Below are 21,269 nucleotides of genomic sequence, written 5' to 3' on the forward strand. Positions count from 1 at the left end.
GGCGCAGCGGGCGCCGGTCATGCGGCCTTCGGCAGGAGACGGCGCGCCATCCAATCGGCGATGCCGCGACCGATCGCATCGGCGTGATCTTCCTGCAGATAGTGCGCGCCGGCGCCGAGCTCGACCAGTTCGCAGTCGTGCAGCTTCGCCGCGAAGGCCTGCGCATCGGCCGGCGACACCAGCGCCCCCGGAGTCACCGAGAACAGCAGCTTGGGATAGCGCGAGGCCGCGAGTGCCGCATGGGCCGACGTCAGCGCATCGTGCACCGCCGGCGGCTGCCCCTCGATCGGCAATTCGTTAGGCAATTTCAGGATCGGCTTGCGCGACTGCGGTGTCGGGAACGGCGCGCGATACGCGTTCATCTCCTCGTTCGACAGCTTGCGCAGCACCGAGTTCGGCAGCACCCGCTCGATGAACACGTTGTCGTGCAGGATCAGTTGCTCGCCCTTGCCGGGCGTGCGGAAGGCCTGGAACAGGGCTCGTGCTTCCGGCCGCTGGTGAAACTGATCCCATGTCGCGAACGGCCGGATGAACTCCATGAAGGCGAGACCGGCGACATTGTGCGGATGGCGTGCCGCATAGTGGAATGCGAGCGCGGTGCCCCAGTCCTGTGCGACCAGGATGACATTGGTCAGGCCGAGCGCAGCGATGAAGGCGTCGAGATAGCGCACCTGATCGGCAAAGCTGTAGTCGATGTCGGGCTTGCCGGACGTCCCGTAGCCGATGAGATCCGGCGCGATGCAGCGCGCCTGCATGGCGACGTGCGGAATGATGTTGCGCCAGATGTAGGACGATGTCGGATTGCCGTGGAGGAAGACGATGGTGGGTCCATCAGTGCCCGCCGAGGTGTAGGTCATCATCGAGTCGAGAACGGAAATCTGGTGCGAAGCGAGCTGCGAATTGCGGGTCATGGCCTGGTCTTTCCGAAAATCGTTGCGAGGGCAATAGACTTGAAACGTTCGAGCGGCGCGGGACTGCGATCGACTTTCATGCGCAGCATCGCGCCCTGCCATGAGGCGAGAAGGAAGTCGGCGAGATCATCCGCCGCGAAGGCGTCGGTGATCTCGCCCGCGGCCTGCGCCTCGGCGATGCAGTCCGCAAAAGGTTGGCGCCAGAGCACGAAGATGTCCGACAGGCGCGCGCGCAATCGCTCGCTGGTGCCGGCCGTCTCCAGGCTGAAGTTGCCGATCAGGCAGCCGCGCGCGAAGTCGGCCTCGGCGAGTTTGGTGGTGATGAGGTCGAGATAGCGCTTGAGGCGCGCGGTCGGTGGCTGCGCGGCGTCACCAAGCGCCTCCGCCACCAGGCCCTGCACATAGGCGAAGTAGCGATCGAGCACCTCCAGCGCGAAGTCCTCCTTCGAGCGGAAGTGATTGGTGAAGGACCCCTGGGGAGCCTTGGCGGCCGCGACGATGTCGCGGACGCCGGTTGCTGCGTATCCCCCGGCCCAGATCAGGTCGTGGCCGGCTTCGAGGATCTGTTGCTTCAGGGATGCTTTTGCCATGTCCATATTTAATACGTACGTACGTATTAAAGTCAAGCCTGATGTTTCCTCCCGCCGGCGTCCCCGCGAGCATCAAAAAAGGGCGGCCAATCAGGCCGCCCTCACCACACCGCGACGCGAACGCCAGCCCCCGGCCGATCAGCCCCCGAGCGCCGAGACGGCCGCCCGCCCGACCGCGGCGATGGTCGCGTTCTGCTTCTTCTCGTGAGCCTGGGTGAGATAGACCGCGACGATAATCGGGGCGCGCTGCGGCGGCCAGATCACAGCGACATCGTTGGCCGTGCCGTTGCTGCCGCTGCCTGTCTTGTCGCCGACACGCCAGCCCGCCGGCATGCCGGCGCGCAGGCGTGAATCCCCAGTGGCGCTGGCGCGCAGCCACGCGATGAGCTGGTCGCGGGACACCGGCTGCAGCGCATGGCCGAGTGTCAGCGCCTGGACGCTGTGGGCCATGGCGCGCGGTGACGTGGTGTCATTGTCGTCGCCCGGCTTCCCTTCATTGAGCCCCGGCTCGACGCGGTCGAGCCGCGTCACCTCGTCACCAAGGCTGCGGGCAAAAGCCGTGATCGCCGAAGGGCCGCCGAGGCTCGCAACCAGGAGATTTGCGGCGGTGTTGTCGCTGCGGGTCATCGCCGCCTGACAGAGTTCCGCCACCGACATCCCGTCGCCATCGATCAGCTCCTTCGTCACCGGCGAGAACGGGACGAGGTCGCCACGGCTGAACCGGATGCGCCGCGCAAGGTTCTCCTTGCCGGCATCGACGCGCGCCAGGATGGCGCCGGCGACCAACAGCTTGAAGGTGCTGCACATCGCAAAGCGTTCACCCAACCGCTGGCCGAACAACGCACCGTTTGCCGTGTCCAGCACGGCGACGCCGAGCCGGCCGCCGCTGTCGCTTTCCAGCACTTTCAGTTCCGCGAGGAACTGGTCCATGGCGGAACCTGCGGCCCGCGCACCGCGCAGGCTCGCCAGCGCGCTGGAACCCGCCGCGGCGAGGCCCGCCGCCACCACAAATCGTCTCGTCAACATGTCTTCGAAACCCCATCCATTCGGTGGCGGCACCTTGGTCGCGATGGCCCGCCTTGACAAACGATCAATCATCGGACGAGACATTAGAAAAATTTGGGTCACGACATGCGATCATCCCACCTGCCGCTCAACGCGCTGCGCGCCTTCGAAGCCGCCGCAAGGCAGCTCAGCTTCACCCGCGCCGGCCTCGAACTGCGCGTGACGCAGGCCGCCGTCAGTCACCAGGTCAAGAGCCTCGAGGACCTGCTCGGCGTGCAGCTGTTCCGCCGCCTGCCGCGCGGCCTTGCGCTCACCGACGAAGGACAGGCGCTGCTGCCGGCGATCGCGGATTCGTTCGACCGCATTCGCGCCACTCTCGACCGCTTCGAGGGCGGCTACTTCCGCGACGTCGTCACCGTCGGCGTGGTCGGCACCTTCGCCAGCGGCTGGCTGCTGCCGCGGCTCGCCGCATTCGAGAAAGCCAACCCGCGCATCGACCTGCGGCTCCTCACCAACAACAACCGCGTCGACATCGCCGGCGAGGGCCTCGACTTCGCGATCCGTTTCGGCGACGGCGCCTGGCATGGCACCGAGGCGGCACGGCTGTTCGCCGCGCCGCTGACGCCGGTGTGTGCGCCGAAGATCGCCAAACGCCTGCGCCGGCCGTCGGACCTCAAGCGCGAGGTGCTGCTGCGTTCCTACCGGCCGGACGAATGGCCGCTGTGGTTCGCCGGCGCCGGTCTCGTCTGCCCGACCCTCAAGGGCGCGATGTTCGATTCCTCCATCATCATGGCGGAAGTCGCCGCGCGCGGCGCCGGCGTCGCGCTGCTGCCCCCCAGCATGTTCGCCGATCACCTGCGCCAGGAGCGGCTGGTGCGGCCATTCAAGACCGACATCCACACCGGCGACTACTGGCTGACCTCGCTGCGCTCGAAGCGGCAGACGCCAGCGATGCAGGCGTTCAAGGACTGGCTGATTGGTGAGGCCGGCAGGATGGAGCGCGCCTGACACGCGCAGCGCCGCTGGCCTGCGGCCATGAAAAAAGGGGCGGCCCGACGGGCCGCCCCTTCATCATTCACGATAACGCGTCGGCTCACTCGGCCGCGAGCTTGACGTCCGGCGCGGCGGCGCGGACATCGGCATCGACCTTGGCCTCGAACTTGGCGAAGTTCTTCTGGAACATGGCGACGAGGTTGCGCGCCGTCTTGTCGAACTCCACCTTGTCCTTCCAGGTGTTGACCGGATCGAGAATCTCGCTGGAAACGCCGTCCAGCGCGGTCGGCACCGCGAAGCCGAAATACTTGTCGGTGCGGAATTCGGCGTTGCGCAGCGAACCGTTGAGCGCCGCGGTCAGCAGCGCGCGGGTCACCTTGATCGGCATGCGGCTGCCGATGCCGTACTTGCCGCCGGTCCAGCCGGTGTTGACCAGCCAGCAGTCGACATTGTGCTTGGCGATCAGCTCGCGCAGCAGGTTGCCGTATTCGCTTGGGTCGCGCGGCAGGAACGGCGCGCCGAAGCAGGTCGAGAACTCGGGCTCAGGCTCGGTCACGCCGCGCTCGGTGCCGGCAACCTTCGCGGTGTAGCCGGACAGGAAGTGGTACATCGCCTGCGCCGGGGTCAGCTTGGCGATCGGCGGCATCACGCCGAACGCGTCGGCCGCGAGCATCACGAGGTTCTTCGGCTGGCCGGCGCGGCCGGTCTCCGAAGCATTCGGGATGAAGTCGAGCGGATAGGCCGAGCGGGTGTTCTCGGTCTTCGAGCCGTCGTCGAAATCGACGACACGGGTGATCGGATCGAACACCACGTTCTCGAGCACGGTGCCGAAGCGCTTGCTGGCGGCATAGATCGCCGGCTCCGCTTCTTCCGACAGCTTGATGCACTTGGCGTAGCAGCCGCCTTCGAAGTTGAAGACGCCGCTCGCGCCCCAGCCATGCTCATCGTCGCCGATCAGCGTGCGCTTAGGATCGGCCGACAGCGTCGTCTTGCCGGTGCCGGACAGGCCGAAGAAGATCGCCGTGTCGCCATTGGGCCCGACGTTCGCCGAGCAGTGCATCGGCATCACGCCCTGCGCCGGCAGGTAGTAGTTCAGCGTGGTGAACACCGACTTCTTCATCTCGCCGGCATAATAAGACCCGCCGATCAGGACGATCTTGCGGGCGAAATCGATGGCCACGACGTTCTCCGAGCGCACGCCGTGACGTTTCGGGTCGGCCTTGAAGCTCGGCAGATCGACGATCGTCAGCTCGGGCGAGAACGACGCCAGTTCAGAAGCCTTCGGGCGGATCAGCAGGGTGCGGATGAACAGCGAGTGCCAGGCGAGCTCGGTGTAGACGCGCGTCTTGATGCGGAAGTCCGGATCGGCGCCGCCATAGAGGTCCTGCGCGAACAGCGTCATGCCTTCGGCATGCTTGATGAAGTCCTGATACAGCGCCTCGAACTGCTCGGCGGTGATCGACTGGTTGCCGGCCCACCACACGTTGTTTTCGGTGGTGGCGTCACGCACCGTGAACTTGTCCTTCGGGCTGCGGCCGGTGAACACGCCGGTTTCGGCACACAGCGCGCCGTCGGCGGTCAGCTCGGCTTCACCGTTGCGGAGCGCGTGTTCGTAGAGCGCAGGCGTACCCAGATTCCAGTTCACACCCTTGAGGTTCTTGAAACCGAATTTGTCGGCGCCGTACGCGCCGTTGTGTACGCCAGTCTCTTGCACAGATAGTCCTCCTTGAACCCGCGAATCGCCTGACGCCCAGCGACGCCTGACACCCCTCTGGTCGCGGTGACCGAATGATGACGGTCGGCTCCAATCCGCGATCTAATAGTGCTCAACACGTGGGTTGCCAAGCCGATCCCGGTCAATTTGGTTTATTCAAACCCCGGAAAAACATGATGCATTGCGGAATCTAGGAGGATTCTCCGCGACCATGATGCGTGAGCCATCAAGGCGCCGGGAAACCGAGCAAAAGCTCCCTCAACATGCCCTGGCGCGCTCCGCCAACTCCTTCAGCACCTTGCGCAGATCTGCCGGCGCGACGATCCGCCGCGGAAACGCAAGACGCAGCACCTGCTGATCCTGCTGCAGGTCCATGCCTTCGGGATCACAGCCGACGCAGCGCCAGTCACCGGCCGCAGCACCGAGCAGGCGAGATGCGTACAGCGACATGGTCTCGCGATGATCCGTATTCATATGGCTGAGAATATCTTCCTCGGCCGCCAGCAGCGCATCGGCGCCGCTGAGATCGGTCAGCACCTGCGCCGGGACGAGGTCGACGATCCGCCCGAAGCCGGCAACCAGATGCACGGACACGATCCGGATCACGAAGAACGAAAAATCCTTAAAATTGACAAAGGCTTCCGCGGATGGATGGGCGGCCAGATAGCGTCGCCTGAGCGGATCGACCGCCACTTCGCCGACCGCCTCGGCAACACCACCGGCCATGATCCGGGAGCCTTCCAGCGGATCGCCGGCACGGCGCTCGTCCAGCATCAGCGACACCCGCGGGTCTGCCATCAGGTTGCGGGTGTGCAGCGCGAGGCGCGAAATCAGCAGGATCGGCGCACCGTCAGGCGCGCTCGCGACTGTGACCAGCGAGCAATAGGGATCACCGGACCCGGCCATCAGGGTCGCCAGCGCACCCTGGCGGCTGCGGCGCAGCAGGCTGCGGGCAAGCTGGCCGGGATCGAAGTCGGCGTCGGGTGTCATGGGAACCTGCTATTTTGAAATTAAAGGGTTTTTTGCCGGGGTGATTGGGATTATATAACTTTGGAACCGCCGACGGCGCAGGAACGTTTCTGGGAACTCGGTCACATTTCAGCCCAGCTTGCATTGCTCGCTGGCCCCGATCGAAGGTCGTTTTGAGGCCTTTTCCGGTTGAGCGTTCTCTGGAAGCGTTTTTGTCGAAGCGTCTTGAAAAGCGTCTTTAAGCAAAACGTCTCGGGACGAGGAGCGCTCGCCGCCATAGCCACCGAGTTTGAAAGCAGGCTCATGCCCACAATCGCCTTGGTCGACGACGACCGCAACATTCTGACTTCCGTTTCGATCGCGCTCGAAGCCGAGGGCTATCGGATCATGACCTACACGGACGGGGCTTCGGCGCTCGACGGTTTCCGTACCAGTCCGCCGGATCTCGCCATCCTCGACATCAAGATGCCGCGCATGGACGGCATGGAGACGCTGCGCCGGCTGCGCCAGAAGTCCGACCTGCCGGTGATCTTCCTGACCTCCAAGGACGAGGAGATCGACGAGCTGTTCGGCCTGAAGATGGGCGCCGACGACTTCATCCGGAAGCCGTTCTCGCAGCGCCTGCTGGTCGAGCGCGTCAAGGCCGTGCTGCGCCGGTCGATCCCGAAGGATCCGACCGCCACGCCGAAGGAGGCCGACCCCAAGGCGCTCGAGCGCGGCCTGCTGCGGATGGATCCGGAGCGGCACACCTGCACCTGGAAGAACGAGCCGGTGACACTGACCGTCACCGAGTTCCTGATCCTGCAGGCGCTCGCCACCCGCCCCGGCGTCGTCAAGAGCCGCAACGCGCTGATGGACGCGGCCTATGACGACCAGGTTTATGTCGACGATCGCACCATCGACAGCCACATCAAGCGGCTGCGCAAGAAGTTCAAGATGGTCGACGACGATTTCGAGATGATCGAGACGCTGTACGGCGTCGGCTACCGTTTCAAGGAAACCTGATTACGGTCACGCGGGCCGAGGCCGCCAGCGGTGGCTCCGGCCCGGCTCTGTGGGAACCTGGTCCGTACCGTTCCGATTGGACCGGCGTGCGTGCTGGGATAAACTGACGTCGAGGTCCGCGCGCCGGGCCCGACGCAACAACCAGGCCGCTTCCCTTTGCTTGATCGCCCTGTTCAAGATCGCGATTCGGACACGGACGACGACACCCTGCCGCCGGTCCTGGAGGCCGAAGCCGACGCGACGGAGCTTGCGGAGGCCAAGCCCGCTCCCGGCTGGCAGCGTCCGCTCGGCTGGCTGCGCCGCGCCGGCCAGTACATCTTCGCGCTCAGTTTCTCGAGTCTCACGCGCCGCATCGTCTCGCTCAACCTCGCGGGCCTGATCGCGCTGGTCGCCAGCATTCTCTACCTGTCCCAGTTTCGCGCCGGCCTGATCGACGCCCGCGCGCAGACCCTGATGACGCAGGCCGAGATCATCGCCAGCGCCATCGCCGCCTCGGCGACCGTCGAGACCAACACCATCACGATCGACCCCGACCGTCTGCTCGATCTCAAGCCTGGCGAAACCTACGGGCCATCGGAAGACGTGCTGTCCGGCCTCGACTTCCCGATCAATCCCGAGCGGGTCGCGCCGGTGCTGCGCCGCCTGATCTCGCCGACCAAGACGCGGGCGCGGATCTATGACCGCGACGGCGTGCTGGTGCTCGACAGCCGCAGCCTCTACGGCCGCGGCGACGTCTTGCGCTTCGACCTCGCGCCGCCGTCGAGCGAGAAGCCAGGGCTCGTCGAGCGCATCACGATCGCCGTGCGCACCTGGCTCAACCGCGGCGACCTGCCGCTCTACCGCGAACTCGGCCCGGAGAACGGCAACGGCTATTCCGAGATCGGCGACGCCTTGAACGGCCAGAAGGCCAGCATGGTGCGCATCAACGAGCGCGGCGAGGTGATCGTCTCCGTCGCCGTGCCGGTGCAGCGCTTCCGCGCCGTGCACGGCGCGCTGATGCTGTCGACCCAGGGCGACGACATCGACCAGATGGTGACCGCCGAGCGCCTCGCGATCCTCAAGGTGTTCGGCCTTGCCGCCGCGGTCATGATCATGCTGTCGCTGCTGCTGGCGAGCACCATCGCGGGCCCGGTGCGGCGACTCGCCGACAGCGCCGAGCGCGTCCGCCGCCGCATCAAGACCCGCGTCGAGATTCCCGATTTCACCGGCCGCCGTGACGAGATCGGGCATCTTTCGGGGGCGCTGCGCGACATGACCGAAGCGCTCTACAATCGCATCGAGGGTATCGAACGCTTCGCTGCCGACGTGTCCCACGAGCTGAAGAACCCGCTGACTTCGCTACGGTCCGCCGTCGAGACGCTGCCGCTCGCGCGCTCCGACGCCAGCCGCAGCCGTCTGCTGCATGTCATCGAGCATGACGTGCGCCGGCTCGACCGGTTGATCTCCGACATTTCCGACGCCAGCCGTCTCGATGCCGAGCTGCAGCGGCAGGATGCCGCGCCGGTGGACATCCGCCGGCTGCTGAACACGCTGGCCACGGTCGCCAACGAGACCAGCCACAGCAACAATGTCCGGGTTCAGGTGCGCTTCGAGGGCAATCCGCAGGACTCGTTCTCGGTCCCCGGACACGACTCGCGGCTCGGCCAGGTGGTGTCCAACCTGCTGTCCAACGCCCAGTCGTTTTCCACCAGCGGCGCCTCGGTCCGGGTGCTGTGCCGCCGCGTCAAGAACAACGCAATCGAGATCGTGATCGACGACGACGGGCCGGGCATTCGTCCCGGCGCGCTGGAAAAGATCTTCGACCGCTTCTACACCGACCGACCGGAACAGGGCTTCGGCCAGAACTCCGGCCTTGGCCTGTCGATCTCCAAGCAGATCGTCGAGGCCCATGGCGGCCGGATCTGGGCCGAGAACCGCGCGGGCAAGCCCAACGCCAGCGGCGATACGCCGATTGCCGGCGCCCGCTTCATCGTCAGGCTGCCGGCGCTATGACGGCGGCTGCGGACCCGAGCATTCACGCCTCCGCCGTCAAGGTGGGCGACCGGGCGGTCCTGATTCGCGGCCCGTCGGGATCGGGCAAATCGCGCCTCGCCTTCGATCTGATTGTGGCCGGCCGGGCCGGGCAGATTCCGCCGGCGACGCTCGTCGGCGACGACCGGGTCCTGCTCGCGAAGCAGGACGCCCTGCTGATGGCCCGCCCCGTTGCCGCGCTCGCCGGACTGATCGAAATTCGCGGCCTCGGCCTGCGCCGGTGCGACTTTGTGCCCGAGGCTCCGGTTGGTCTGGTGGTCGACCTGGCGGCGCCGGATGCGGAGCGAATGCCCCCCGCAGTGGCGCTCGAAATTCGCTTAAAAGGTATTATAACACCAAGAATTCCGGTCGGCAGCGGTTTCGCCGCTTTTCCATTAGTGGTGGCGGCACTGCTGACGCCTCCCGGCTCCGTACCAGATCCTCGACCTTCGCATGATTGCCGGAAGGAGTTTGGTAACCATATAAGCCCCACTATCGCCACCGAATAGACCGCGTCCACCGCCCCTTCGGCAGCCCCGGAAGGCGCAGGATAGCGTCAACATCCCCCCTTGCCTCGGGGCTCTGGATGGTCAAGATGTGGCCCTTTCGTGCGGTGCACCAATGCACCCGCGAGGAGTCTTCGATGATTGGTTTAGTCCTAGTGACCCATGGGCGCCTTGCCGACGAGTTTCGGGCCGCGCTTGAACACGTGATGGGTCCTCAAAAACAGATCGAGGCGATCACGATCGGCGCCGAGGATGACGCTGACTTGTGTCGCAGCGACATTATCGAGGCCGTGAAGCGCGTCGATACCGGCCAGGGCGTCGCCATCCTCACCGACATGTTCGGTGGCACGCCGTCCAACCTCGCGATCTCGTGCATGAGCCGCCCCAAGGTGGAGGTGCTCGCCGGCATCAACCTTCCCATGCTGGTGAAGCTCGCCAAGGTCCGCGACGACCTGCCGCTGCCCGACGCGATTGCCGCCGCCCAGGAGGCCGGGCGCAAATACGTCACCATCGCCAGCCGTGTGCTTGCCGGCAAATGACAGCGATGGCGGACAACGGCGGCAAACCCGACACCCTGTCCACGCTGCCCGGCGTGTTCGTTCGCGAAGTCCCCATCACTAACAAACGTGGCCTGCACGCACGCGCGTCTGCCAAGTTCGTGCAGATGGTCGAGCAGTTCGACGCTGATATCACCGTCACCCGCAATGGCGAGACGGTCGGCGGCACCTCGATCATGGGGCTGATGATGCTGGCCGCCGGCATCGGCACCACCATCCTGATTTCCGCGAAGGGCCCTGAAGCGGCCAACGCGCTCGAGGCCATCACCGCCCTGGTCACCAACAAGTTCGGCGAAGACGAGTAGCGCGTCGCAGTCGGCGTGCGCGCCGCCGGCTACTGTGCGAGCGCTGCCGGCGGCACCACATAGACCTTCCAGCGCACCAGCGGACCGGACGCCCCGTGGAAGAAGCGGCGGGCCGAGATGTTGAGCTGCTCAGCATTCGCCGCATGCTTCGCCATCCAGGCCTCACAGATCCCGAGGCGATAGTCACCCTGATCGCAGATGCCGATGAACCCAAGGCGTTTGGCCTCGTCGAGCGAGGTCAGCCCGGACGACCAGAGTTCGCCGGGCGTCAACGGCGCCGGATGGTCGGGACTGTAGAACACCATCGGCTGACCGGCTTCCGTGGTGGCCGCGACCACAGCCCAGCGCGAACGGAAGCGCGTGTGCCAGATGTCGGTCAGTTGCTGGGCGAACTGCGCCGTCGGCGTCGAGGTCGAGCCGATGCCTGCGGTCTGCTTGACCGAGCTCTGCGCGATCAGCGGCGCCACCACCAGCGCGACCAGGGTCATCGCCAGCCAGATCAGCACCAGCCGGCCGATGGCGATGCGTTGCACACGCAGGTGCGGAATCGCGAGGCACGCCAGCGGCACCAGGAAGAACAGCGGAATGCCCCAGTCGGTCTTGATGTAGATCGCGAAGGCCACCGCCGCGACGGGCGGCACGAGGCCGATGATCCCCTGGATCATCCAGACATTGCGGGCCTGCGCGAGGTCGACGCCCGTCGAAGCCTGCGACATGCGAATCATCGAGCGCCACCACGGCTGGTTGAGCGGCTGCCAGAACAACGCGCCCCAGCCCGCGAGCAGCACCGGCGTGAGCAGGGCAATGTTGTGGCCGACATACAGCAGTGCAAACTGCGCCGCGCGGGTACGGGACCCCAGCTCATAAACGTCGCCGGCATAGGTGAAGGGAGCGAAGTTCACCTGGACCAGCCACCAGACATGGGGAGCAAGACCGGCGATCAGGACCACCAGCGCCACCCACGGCGCCGGGGAGCGGATGAACCGCATCCGATCCGGATGCGCCAGCACCGCGAGCCCCGCCGCGCCGATCACGGTGAACGCCCAGTACTTCGTCATCACGCCGGCGACCGCCGCAAGCCCGAGCCAGACGCCGGCACGCACGCTGCGCCGCTCGAACGCGGACAGGAACGCGAGCACGATCAGCGGCAGCGTCACCAGTTGCAGCAGGTCGGTGTTGTACTTGAAGCCCTTGAAGTTGAAGATCGGATAGATCGCCAGCATCACGACGGTGAGGAAAGCCCGGCGGCGATCGACTACACGCACGGCAATGTACCAGCAGACCACCAGGCCGACGCTGACCGTCGCCATCGCCAGCGCATAGCTCGACCAGTCTGTGACCGGGAAAACCCTGAACCAGAGGCCGGCGACCCATCCCGACAGTGGCGGGTGCTTGCCATAGCCGAGCAGGAACTGCTGCCCCCAGGCAAAGGCCTCGGCGACGTCCATGTGGACATCCTGGGCCGCCTTCAAGGCCGTCAGAATCACCGTCCAGAGCGCCGCGTGCAGGGCCGCGAACCAGATCACGGCCGCGGGCGCGGTGCTTTCGTCCGTCGCCCACAGGGCGAGCCGGGCCGCCAGCAGCCGCACCCCTCTCCCGCGCCGCGCCCGCGTGGGCAGGGCCTTGATCGATTGAACGTCCGTCATCGCGCCATCCTTGGTACGTTAGCTAGAGCATTTTCCGGCGCGGAGGAATCGGGATTGCGGCTCGGACCTTAGCAGGAACGCTATGGAAGCCTGAAATCTGGCCGGATTCGGGCCGCAAGGCGGTTGCCGCTGAGGACCGCCAATGCTATCCCGCCGCAATGGTTACGACGCCGATTTCCAACATCCGCAACTTTTCCATCGTCGCCCATATCGACCATGGAAAGTCGACCCTTGCCGACCGCCTGATCCAGCTGACAGGGGGATTGGCGGAGCGCGAGATGAAGGAACAGGTGCTCGATTCGATGGATATCGAGCGCGAGCGCGGCATCACCATCAAGGCGCAGACCGTGCGCCTGAACTACCGCGCCAAGGACGGCAAGGATTACATCTTCAACCTGATGGACACCCCCGGCCACGTCGACTTCGCCTACGAGGTCAGCCGGTCGCTGGCGGCCTGCGAGGGCTCGCTGCTGGTGGTGGACGCGAGCCAGGGCGTCGAGGCGCAGACGCTGGCCAATGTCTATCAGGCGCTCGACAACAACCACGAGATCGTGCCGGTCCTCAACAAGATCGACCTGCCCGCCGCAGAACCGGACAAGATCAAGCAGCAGATCGAGGACGTCATCGGCATCGATGCGTCCGACGCGGTGATGATCTCGGCAAAAACCGGGATCGGCATCGGCGACGTCCTCGAGGCGATCGTCACCCGCCTGCCGCCGCCGAAAGGCGACCGCGATGCGACGCTGACGGCGCTGCTGGTCGACAGCTGGTACGACGTCTATCTCGGCGTCGTGGTGCTGGTGCGTATCGTCGATGGCGTTCTCAGGAAAGGCCAGCGCGTCCGCATGCTCGGCACCGGCGCGGCCTACGACGTCGAACGGGTCGGCTTCTTCACGCCCAAGATGCATCAGGTCGACGAGCTCGGTCCGGGCGAGATCGGATTCATTACCGCGGCCATCAAGGAGGTCGCGGACACCCGCGTCGGCGACACCATCACCGACGACCGCAAGCCGGTCGCCCAGATGCTGCCGGGCTTCAAGCCGGCGATCCCGGTGGTGTTCTGCGGACTGTTTCCGGTCGATGCCGACGATTTCGAAACATTGCGCGCCGCCATGGGCAAGCTGCGGCTGAATGACGCGAGCTTCTCGTTCGAGATGGAGACCTCCGCGGCGCTCGGCTTCGGCTTCCGTTGCGGCTTCCTCGGCCTGCTGCACCTCGAGATCATCCAGGAGCGGCTGTCGCGCGAGTTCAATCTCAACCTGATCGCGACCGCGCCGTCGGTGATCTACAAGATGAGCCTGACCGACGGCGAGGAGATCGAGATCCACAACCCGGTCGACATGCCGGACGTGGTCAAGATCGCCGAGATCCAGGAACCGTGGATCGAGGCCACCATCCTGACGCCGGACGATTACCTCGGCAGCGTGCTGAAGCTGTGCCAGGACCGCCGCGGCAATCAGAAGGAGCTCACCTATGTGGGCGCCCGGGCGATGGTGAAGTACGAGCTGCCGCTCAACGAGGTGGTGTTCGATTTCTACGACCGCCTGAAGTCGGTGTCGAAAGGCTACGCCTCGTTCGACTATCATCTCACCGACTACCGTGCCGCCGACCTCGTCAAGATGCAGATTCTGGTCAACAACGAGCCGGTCGATGCGCTGTCGATGCTGGTGCACAGGACCCGCGCCGAAGGCCGCGGCCGCGCCATGGTTGAGAAGATGAAGGAGCTGATCCCGCCGCACATGTTCCAGATCCCGATCCAGGCGGCGATCGGCGGCAAGGTGATCGCGCGCGAGACGGTGCGCGCGCTGCGCAAGGACGTCACCGCCAAGTGCTATGGCGGCGACATCACCCGCAAGCGCAAGCTGCTGGAAAAGCAGAAGGAAGGCAAAAAGAAGATGCGGCAGTTCGGCAAGGTCGACATCCCGCAGGAAGCCTTCATTGCTGCGCTCAAGGTCGACAGCTGAGGCGCGTCGCCTCGAACCGTCCCAACTCCGCCCGCAGGCGCCGTCTCACGGCGCGTGCCACCGGCTTCATGCCACCAGATTGGTCTCGGACGGCGCCTCTTCGTCGCGCGCCAGCCGTTGCGCCCGCAGCAACTGCACGATCTCGTCGTTCGGCCGCGCCCGGCTGAACAGGAAGCCCTGCCCTTCGTGGCAGCCCTCCGTGCGCAGGCAGCTCAGCTCCGCTTCCGTCTCCACTCCCTCGGCAGTAATGGTGACGCCGAGCCCCTTGCCGAGGCTGATGATGGAGCGCACGATCGCCTGTGCATCGCTGTTGGCGCCGAGATCGCGCACGAACGACTGATCGATCTTGATCTTGTCGAACGGGAAGCTGCGCAGGTAGCTCAGCGACGAGTAGCCGGTGCCGAAATCGTCCATCGAGATCCGCACACCCAGGGCGCGCAGCGCATGCAGGGTGGCGATCACTTCGTCGCTCTTCTCGAGCAGCAGCGTTTCCGTGATCTCGAGCTCCAGGCGCCGCGCCGACAGGCCGGATTGCTTGAGCGCGTCCATCACCACCGACAGCAGATTGCCGGCACGGAACTGGAGCGGCGACAGGTTGACCGCCACACGCACGTCGTCCGGCCAGGTTGCGGCATCCATGCACGCCCGCCGCAGCATAATCGAGCCGACCGCGTTGATCAGGCCGGTTTCCTCGGCCACCGGAATGAACTCGCCCGGCGACACCATCCCCCGCTCGGGATGCGGCCAGCGCACCAGCGCCTCGAAGCCGGTGACGCGGCCGCTCTTGAGATCGACCAGCGGCTGATAGTAGGGCTGCAGCACGCCGCTCTCGATCGCGGCGCGCAGCTCGGTCTCGATCCGGCGGCGCGCCTGTGCACTGGCATCCATGCCCGGCTCGAAGAAGCTGTAGGTGCCGCGCGCCTCGCGCTTGGCCCGCGACAGCGCCATGTCGGCGCTCTTGAGCAGCTTCTCGGTATCGTCGCCGTCGCCCGGCGCCAGCGCGATGCCGATACTCGCGCCGATCACCACCGAATGGCCGTTGAACAGATAAGGCTGGCTGATGACGTCGAGCAGTCGCTTGGCCAGCGGCACGATGTCCTCGGGGCGTCCGATCGGGGTCTGCAGGATCGCGAACTCGTCGGAGCCGAGCCGCGCCACGGCGTCCTCCTCACGCAATGACGATCGCAGCCGCTTGGTGACGCTGCGCAGCAACTCGTCGCCGATGTCATGGCCGAGCGTGTCGTTGATGGTCTTGAAATTGTCGAGGTCGAGAAACAGCAGTGCGATCTTCTCACCCGAGCGGCGGGTGCGGGCGAGCACTTCATCCAGCTTCTGTCGCAGCAGGTTGCGGTTGGGCAGGCCGGTCAGGCCGTCATGCTGGGCCACGAAGCTGAGACGCTGTTCCGCGCGCTTGCGCTCGGTAATATCCATCAGCGCCAGCAGCACCACCGGCCGGCCGTCGTAGATCAGATGACGCGAGTAGATCGCAAGATCGATCAGCGTGCCATCGGCCTTGACGTGCTTCCAGGTGCGGGCTGAGCTTTCATCGCCGCTGCGATCGCCAGTCCAGGGCAATTCCGCCTCGAACGCCTGGATGTGACGGATGGTCAGCTTCTCGAAGTCGGTGCGGCTGTAGCCATAATGGGCGATGGCCGCATCATTGACGCTGAGAATATGGCCGGCCGCCGGATCGCACACGATCATCGGCACCGGATTGCCTTCGAACAGCAGGCGGATCGATGCCTCGCGCTGCTTCAGCTCGGTGATGTCGACGCGCAGACCGATGATGCCGCCGTCGCCGGTCATCCGTTCTTCGATCAGGATGCAGCGGCCATCGGCCAGGATCTGCTCGTGCCGCCCGTCCGGGCGATGCAGCTTCTCAAGCCGGTCGGCGAGCCATTCCTCTTCACGCCCCGCGGCCTCGACATAATCGCCGCGCTGAACACCGATGCGCAACGTATCCGAGAGCCGCGCACCGGGCTCGAACAGGTCGGCGCTGCGCCGGTAGATTTCGGCGTACTTCTTGTTCCAGAGGATGTAGCGGCCGTCGGAATCCAGAAAGACGATTCCTTCGGGCAGGATATCGATCGCCTCACGCAGCCGCTCATGGGCCCTGCGCGCATCCGCGATGGCCGCGTCTGCTTCGGCGCGAACCCGGTCGACATCGGCGCCACGCGCCGCTCGCTCGCCGCGCGCGACAAGCCGGGGCTCCGGCCGTCGCGACAGGCGCGCGACCGACCGACCGAGCGGCTTGGTCGTTCTTTTCTTTCCGATGATTTTGCGCCGCTTCTTCGGCATTCCAGACGCCCTGCACTCGCATCCTGCGATCCAGTGTTGTCGGCCAAGTGTCTGAAAAAACGGTATCTTGCGCCGCGTACACCGTGCGCGCGTCCGCAAAACTACGCCCCCACGGCGGCGATCCGCTGCCCGTTTCCTGGGCGCGCGCTCTCCTTCCACGCGATTCCTGCCGAAATTTCATTCAAATGACACGGCAAGGCGTGCTTTGAGCACCTGGACGGCTGTCGTTGAACAAATTCGCGCCTGCCACCCGATCCGCCGGCGCGAACGATTGTCGCAGTATCGCGGACCGCCCATTCATGTTCAGGGTTAATCGTGTGTTGATATCGGCATGCCAGCCTGCATAAGGCAGATCACCGCGAGTTGAGCTATAAAGCCCGCGCATGTCGATCCGCCGCCTGATTCTCGCCGTCCTGCTGCCGGCCGTTGTCGCGGCCTCCCCGGGAGCGTTCGCCCAGGACAAGGGCACGCTCGATCCCAAACCATTGCCTCCGCTGGCCCATCCCGACGATCCCGCGACCGCGGCAAAGGAGCTGTTCGGCCGCAAGGTGCAACCGGCGGCACTGGCGCCGCGTGCGATCGGCTTCTATGCCAAAGGCTGCCTCGCGGGGGGCGAAGCACTCCCGATCAACGGTCCGACCTGGCAGGTCATGCGCCTGTCGCGCAACCGCAACTGGGGCCATCCGGAGCTGATCGCCCTGCTCGAACGGTTATCCGCCAAGGTGCACAAGGCCGCCGGCTGGCCCGGCCTGCTGATGGGCGACATGGCGCAACCGCGCGGCGGCCCGATGATCACGGGGCATGCCAGTCACCAGATCGGCCTCGATGCCGATATCTGGCTGACGCCGATGCCGAACCGGATGCTGTCGCGCAACGAGCGCGAGGAGATGTCCGCCGTCAACATGGTCTCGACCAGCCGCCTCGACATCGATCCCAAGGTCTGGACCCCAAAGCACCTGCAAGCCATCCGCGCCGCGGCGGAGGAACCGGAAGTGGAGCGGATCTTCGTCAACGCAGCAATCAAGAAGGCGCTGTGCCGCGAGGCCGGAAGCAACCGCGCCTGGCTCTCCAAGGTACGTCCAATGTACGGGCACGATTATCACTTCCATGTCCGCATCAAATGCCCGCCCGGTAATCCGGATTGCACCCCACAGGAGCCGCCGGCAGCAACGGACGGCTGCGGCCATGACCTCGATTACTGGTTCAGTGATGCGGTGCTGCATCCCAAGCCGCCGCCGACCCCGCCGAAGCCCAAACCGCCATTGACGCTGGCTGATCTCCCCGCCGCCTGCAAACAGGTGTTGCAGGTGCCGTGATCCGCTGGCGGCTTGCCGCTGCGCGCCGCGCATTTCCGGAGAGCCAATGATCCGCCTGTCGTGCTTCCCCGCACTCCTCGCCGCCATCGCCGTCCTGGCGCTCGGCGGCGACGCCACGGCCCAGCAGCGCACGATCACCGTCGCCTCCACGACCTCGACCGAACAGTCCGGCCTGTTCACGTTCCTGCTGCCGCGCTTCACTGCGGCGAGCGGCATCGCGGTCAAGGTAGTAGCCGTCGGCACCGGCCAGGCGCTCGACATCGGCCGTCGCGGCGACGCCGACGTGGTGTTCGTCCACGACAAGCCCGCCGAAGAGACATTCCTCGCCGAAGGCTACGCCGTGCGGCGCTTCGACGTCATGTACAACGACTTCGTGGTGATCGGCCCGAAACGCGATCCGGCGCATATCGCTGACACTGAGGATGTCCTCGCCGCCTTCCGGCGCATCGCCGAGGCGCAGGCGCCGTTCATTTCGCGCGGCGACCGTTCGGGCACCCATGCCGCGGAGCTGCGCACCTGGAAAGACGCCGGCCTCGACATCGATGCCATCAAGGGCGCCTGGTATCGCGACATCGGCCAGGGCATGGGCCCTGCGCTCAACATGGCCGCCGCCACCAGCGCCTATCTGCTGTCCGATCGCGGCACCTGGCTGTCATTCCGAAACAAGGGTGACCTGAGCATCCTGGTGCAGGGCGACCGGCGGCTGTTCAACCAGTATGGCGTGATGCTGGTCAATCCCATGAAGCACCCGCAGGTCCATGCCGCCGACGGCCAGGCCTTCGTGGACTGGCTGATCTCGGAGGACGGCCAGGCCACGATCGCCGCCTACAGGATCGGCGGTGAACAGCTGTTCTTCCCCAACGCCGGCCAATAGCGCTTCTAGCTCTCGCCGATGCGGCTGTTGACGACAAACGCCACCGCGCTCACCAGCACGCTGAGCGCGATCAGGACAAGGCCGAGCGCCAGCGCCAGCTCGAGCGCGCCCTTGCCGGTCTCCAGCGCGATCGCCGTGGTCATGGTGCGGGTGTAGCCGCGGATGTTGCCGCCCACCATCATGATGGCACCGACCTCGGCAATGGCGCGGCCGAACGCCGCCAGGAAGGCCGTCAGCAGCGACGCGCGGCCGATCACGAACAGCAACTGAAGGCTGCGTGCCTTCGACAGGCCGTCAAGGCGCATCAGCTCACCATATTCGCTCCAGAGCACGCTGACCGGCCGGTGCACCAGTGCAATCACGATCGGCACAGTCAGGACCACCTGGGCCAACACCATCGCGCCCGGCGTGAACAGCAAGCCGGCGAACCCGAATGGCCCGGAACGCGACAGCAGCAGATAAATGGCAAGGCCGACCACCACCGGCGGTAACCCCAGCAGCGCATTGACGAGGATGATCAGTGTGTGGCGGCCGCCAAACCGGCCCACCGCCAGCAAGCCGCCGAGCGGCGCGCCAATGACCATCGCGATCAGGCTCGCCGACAGGCTGACGCCGAGCGACAGGCCGACGATTCCGAAAAGGTCGGAATCGAACGCCCCGATCAGGGCGAGACTCGATGCGGCGGCATGGAGGACGTCGGGCATTCGCTGTTATCTAGCCTGTCGCACGCCCTGGCACCACCACGCCGACAGCCGGAGTTGCCGCGGCTACACCGTTTCCATGACCGGCAAAACCGTCTAAGAAAGCGAGGTCGTGACCCTGCACGGGCACGATCCCACCGGAACGGCGGTTCCCAGCGATTTCAAAGGCCATCAGACCGTTCATCGAACGGCATGAGGCTTCGCTTGCGAGGACCGCATGCGCATCAGTGCACGCAACCAGATCAAGGGCACCGTCGTCGATATCACCAAGGGCGCGACCACCGCCCATGTTCGCGTCGACATCGGCAATGGGCAGATCATCACTGCCGCCATCACCAACGAAGCCGTGGACGAACTCGGCCTCAAGGTGCAGGGCTCCGCCACGGTCGTCATCAAGGCATCCGACGTCATGATCGGGGTCGACTGATCATGCGCCGCTTCATCCTGACCGGCGGCGCCCTGGTCGCCGCCAGCGCGGCATGGGCCGCCGAGCCCAGCGGCTGCGACAAATTCAAATGGCCGATCGATCGTGAGCGCGCGATCCTGCGGTCGGAGCCGCTCAAGGTCGAATCCGGCGCCACTGCCGCGCCTGCGTCCACACAGCCGGTCCGCATCGCGCTGCGGCCGGCCGCGGAGGCGCAACTCCCGACACCGCCGGAACGCGCACCCCGCTCCTCCGACACCTATGCCGGCTATATCCGGCTCCCGGCGCCGCCAACCGCCGGCACCTACACCATCAGCCTGTCGGCGGCGGCCTGGCTCGATGCCGTCCAGGACGGCAAGCCGCTGAAGACCGTGGCCTTCAGCGGCGCGACCGATTGCGACGGCATCCGCAAGGTGGTCACGTTCGCGCTGCAGGCGGCACCGCTGGTGGTGCAGGTCAGCGGTATGGCCGCCAACTCCATCACGGTCGCGGTGACACCGGCTAGCGCCAGGCCCGCGAGCGCCCGGTGAGATGTGACGCCATAACTCTTTGACCGCGCAACCATTCCTGCTAGTTTGCCGGCGTTGTCCGGGCCTACCGTAAGTGGCCGGGACTGCGGGACGGCGCTCCTGCGGATCAATCTCGACCACTGACGCGGGAGCCGGATGCGCGCCCGCCGACGGAGCGCATGCATCATGTTCAGTCTCATATCCCGCCTGCTCGTCGCAGCATTGCTGTTCGGCGCGAACTTCTCCCCGACCTTCGCTGAGGACAAGACCCTGACGGTGTTCGCCGCCGCCTCGATGAAGAATGCGCTCGACGATATCGATGCTGCCTACACCGCCAAGACCGGGGTCAAGGTCGCGGCGAGCTATGCCGCGAGCTCGGCGCTGGCGCGCCAGATCGAGCAGGGCGCGCCCGCCGACGTGTTCCTGTCCGCCGACACCGACTGGATGGACTACGCCACCCGGAAGAAGACCATCAACGACGCGACGCGGGTCAACCTGCTCGGCAACAAGATCGTGCTGATCGCGCCCAGGGATTCCACCACCGCCAACGTGGCGATCGGCGCTGGCTTCGACCTCGCCAGGCTCGCCGGCGACGGCCGCATCGCCACCGGCGACGTGCAGGCGGTGCCGGTCGGCAAATACGCCAAGGCCGCGCTGGAGAAGCTCGGGGCGTGGGAGGCCGCAGCGCCGAAGTTTGCGATGGCCGACAGCGTGCGCGCCGCGCTCACCCTGGTGTCGCGCAAGGAGGCAGCGCTCGGCATCGTCTACGAGACCGACGCCAAGGTCGATCCCGGCGTGAAGATCGTCGGCGTCTTCCCGGAGGGATCGCACCCGGCGATCATCTATCCGGTGGCTGCGACCACGACGGCGAAGCCCGAGACCGGCGGCTATCTCGATTTCCTGCGCTCGACGACCGCGCGCACGATCTTCGAGAAGTACGGTTTCACCGCGCTGACCCGCCCCTCCACCTGA

At 65.8% G+C, this 21,269-nt stretch carries 20 protein-coding genes; 12 read left to right on the top strand and 8 right to left on the bottom strand.

Translation table 11 applies throughout. The annotated features are described in order from the left end of the window. Window positions 1-17: 17 nt before the first annotated feature. The 3 genes from AB4Z37_RS04570 to bla all read right to left on the bottom strand — a co-directional run bounded on the left by AB4Z37_RS04570 (window position 18) and on the right by bla (window position 2,527). Window positions 18-911: a haloalkane dehalogenase gene (locus AB4Z37_RS04570; RefSeq protein WP_441515493.1), complete on the bottom strand. Its 894-nt coding sequence runs from the start codon at window positions 909-911 to the stop codon at window positions 18-20. Then, window positions 908-1,501 carry a TetR family transcriptional regulator C-terminal domain-containing protein gene (locus AB4Z37_RS04575; protein ID WP_441515494.1) on the bottom strand — a complete coding sequence of 198 codons (594 nt, stop codon included), beginning with the start codon at window positions 1,499-1,501 and terminating at the stop codon, window positions 908-910. Before AB4Z37_RS04575 ends, AB4Z37_RS04570 begins: the two co-directional genes overlap by 4 nt. Before the next feature lie 138 nt (window positions 1,502-1,639). Further along, complete coding sequence (bla, locus tag AB4Z37_RS04580) at window positions 1,640-2,527, bottom strand: class A beta-lactamase (RefSeq protein ID WP_441515495.1); 888 nt, start codon at window positions 2,525-2,527, stop codon at window positions 1,640-1,642. 105 nt (window positions 2,528-2,632) lie between these two features. Between bla and AB4Z37_RS04585 the strand changes: the two genes are divergently transcribed. Then, window positions 2,633-3,514: a LysR family transcriptional regulator gene (locus AB4Z37_RS04585; protein ID WP_441515496.1), complete on the top strand. Its 882-nt coding sequence runs from the start codon at window positions 2,633-2,635 to the stop codon at window positions 3,512-3,514. A gap of 85 nt (window positions 3,515-3,599) precedes the next feature. Here the strand turns inward: AB4Z37_RS04585 and AB4Z37_RS04590 are convergent, their stop codons facing one another. Both AB4Z37_RS04590 and AB4Z37_RS04595 read right to left on the bottom strand, forming a co-directional pair. After that, a complete protein-coding gene (locus AB4Z37_RS04590) occupies window positions 3,600-5,213 on the bottom strand; it encodes a phosphoenolpyruvate carboxykinase (protein WP_441515497.1) in 1,614 nt (537 codons plus the stop codon). A gap of 258 nt (window positions 5,214-5,471) precedes the next feature. Beyond that, the gene (locus AB4Z37_RS04595) at window positions 5,472-6,203 is read right to left on the bottom strand and encodes a HugZ family pyridoxamine 5'-phosphate oxidase (RefSeq protein ID WP_441515498.1); all 732 of its coding nucleotides are present in this window, start codon (window positions 6,201-6,203) and stop codon (window positions 5,472-5,474) included. Window positions 6,204-6,485: 282 nt separating this feature from the next. Here AB4Z37_RS04595 and AB4Z37_RS04600 point away from each other — a divergent pair, with 282 nt between their 5' ends. The 5 genes from AB4Z37_RS04600 to AB4Z37_RS04620 all read left to right on the top strand — a co-directional run bounded on the left by AB4Z37_RS04600 (window position 6,486) and on the right by AB4Z37_RS04620 (window position 10,565). Then, complete coding sequence (locus AB4Z37_RS04600) at window positions 6,486-7,187, top strand: response regulator transcription factor (protein WP_441515499.1); 702 nt, start codon at window positions 6,486-6,488, stop codon at window positions 7,185-7,187. A gap of 156 nt (window positions 7,188-7,343) precedes the next feature. Further along, a complete protein-coding gene (locus AB4Z37_RS04605; RefSeq protein WP_441515500.1) occupies window positions 7,344-9,179 on the top strand; it encodes a stimulus-sensing domain-containing protein in 1,836 nt (611 codons plus the stop codon). Beyond that, on the top strand, window positions 9,176-9,706 hold the full coding sequence (locus AB4Z37_RS04610) for an HPr kinase/phosphorylase (RefSeq protein WP_441515501.1): 531 nt from the start codon (window positions 9,176-9,178) through the stop codon (window positions 9,704-9,706). Before AB4Z37_RS04605 ends, AB4Z37_RS04610 begins: the two co-directional genes overlap by 4 nt. Window positions 9,707-9,840: 134 nt before the next feature. Then, window positions 9,841-10,242 carry a PTS sugar transporter subunit IIA gene (locus AB4Z37_RS04615; protein WP_441515774.1) on the top strand — a complete coding sequence of 134 codons (402 nt, stop codon included), beginning with the start codon at window positions 9,841-9,843 and terminating at the stop codon, window positions 10,240-10,242. A gap of 5 nt (window positions 10,243-10,247) precedes the next feature. After that, the gene (locus AB4Z37_RS04620; RefSeq protein ID WP_441515502.1) at window positions 10,248-10,565 is read left to right on the top strand and encodes an HPr family phosphocarrier protein; all 318 of its coding nucleotides are present in this window, start codon (window positions 10,248-10,250) and stop codon (window positions 10,563-10,565) included. 29 nt (window positions 10,566-10,594) lie between these two features. On the opposite strand, the gene AB4Z37_RS04625 is transcribed toward AB4Z37_RS04620, so the two are convergent. After that, window positions 10,595-12,211 carry a glycosyltransferase family 39 protein gene (locus tag AB4Z37_RS04625; RefSeq protein ID WP_441515503.1) on the bottom strand — a complete coding sequence of 539 codons (1,617 nt, stop codon included), beginning with the start codon at window positions 12,209-12,211 and terminating at the stop codon, window positions 10,595-10,597. A gap of 158 nt (window positions 12,212-12,369) precedes the next feature. Between AB4Z37_RS04625 and lepA the strand changes: the two genes are divergently transcribed. Beyond that, a complete protein-coding gene (lepA, locus tag AB4Z37_RS04630) occupies window positions 12,370-14,175 on the top strand; it encodes a translation elongation factor 4 (protein WP_441515504.1) in 1,806 nt (601 codons plus the stop codon). 66 nt (window positions 14,176-14,241) lie between these two features. Here the strand turns inward: lepA and AB4Z37_RS04635 are convergent, their stop codons facing one another. Next, window positions 14,242-16,473 (bottom strand): putative bifunctional diguanylate cyclase/phosphodiesterase, encoded by a 2,232-nt coding sequence (locus AB4Z37_RS04635; RefSeq protein WP_441515505.1) that lies wholly within the window; start codon window positions 16,471-16,473, stop codon window positions 14,242-14,244. 383 nt (window positions 16,474-16,856) lie between these two features. Here AB4Z37_RS04635 and mepA point away from each other — a divergent pair, with 383 nt between their 5' ends. Together mepA and AB4Z37_RS04645 are read left to right on the top strand one after the other, a co-directional pair. Continuing rightward, window positions 16,857-17,789 (top strand): penicillin-insensitive murein endopeptidase, encoded by a 933-nt coding sequence (gene mepA / locus AB4Z37_RS04640; RefSeq protein WP_441515506.1) that lies wholly within the window; start codon window positions 16,857-16,859, stop codon window positions 17,787-17,789. A 46-nt stretch (window positions 17,790-17,835) separates the two neighbouring features. Then, window positions 17,836-18,663 (top strand): substrate-binding domain-containing protein, encoded by an 828-nt coding sequence (locus tag AB4Z37_RS04645; protein WP_441515507.1) that lies wholly within the window; start codon window positions 17,836-17,838, stop codon window positions 18,661-18,663. Window positions 18,664-18,668: 5 nt separating this feature from the next. On the opposite strand, the gene AB4Z37_RS04650 is transcribed toward AB4Z37_RS04645, so the two are convergent. Then, a complete protein-coding gene (locus AB4Z37_RS04650; protein WP_441515508.1) occupies window positions 18,669-19,367 on the bottom strand; it encodes an ABC transporter permease in 699 nt (232 codons plus the stop codon). 214 nt (window positions 19,368-19,581) lie between these two features. On the opposite strand from AB4Z37_RS04650, the gene AB4Z37_RS04655 reads away from it, so the two are divergent. The 3 genes from AB4Z37_RS04655 to modA all read left to right on the top strand — a co-directional run bounded on the left by AB4Z37_RS04655 (window position 19,582) and on the right by modA (window position 21,269). After that, window positions 19,582-19,791, top strand: coding sequence for a TOBE domain-containing protein (locus AB4Z37_RS04655; RefSeq protein ID WP_441515509.1), 210 nt, complete (start codon window positions 19,582-19,584; stop codon window positions 19,789-19,791). Window positions 19,792-19,793: 2 nt separating this feature from the next. After that, on the top strand, window positions 19,794-20,318 hold the full coding sequence (locus tag AB4Z37_RS04660; protein ID WP_441515510.1) for a hypothetical protein: 525 nt from the start codon (window positions 19,794-19,796) through the stop codon (window positions 20,316-20,318). Window positions 20,319-20,483: 165 nt separating this feature from the next. Continuing rightward, complete coding sequence (modA, locus tag AB4Z37_RS04665; RefSeq protein WP_441515511.1) at window positions 20,484-21,269, top strand: molybdate ABC transporter substrate-binding protein; 786 nt, start codon at window positions 20,484-20,486, stop codon at window positions 21,267-21,269.

Origin of the sequence: Bradyrhizobium sp. 2TAF24, assembly GCF_052115025.1 — a bacterium.
Taxonomy (GTDB): Bacteria; Pseudomonadota; Alphaproteobacteria; order Rhizobiales; family Xanthobacteraceae; genus Bradyrhizobium_A.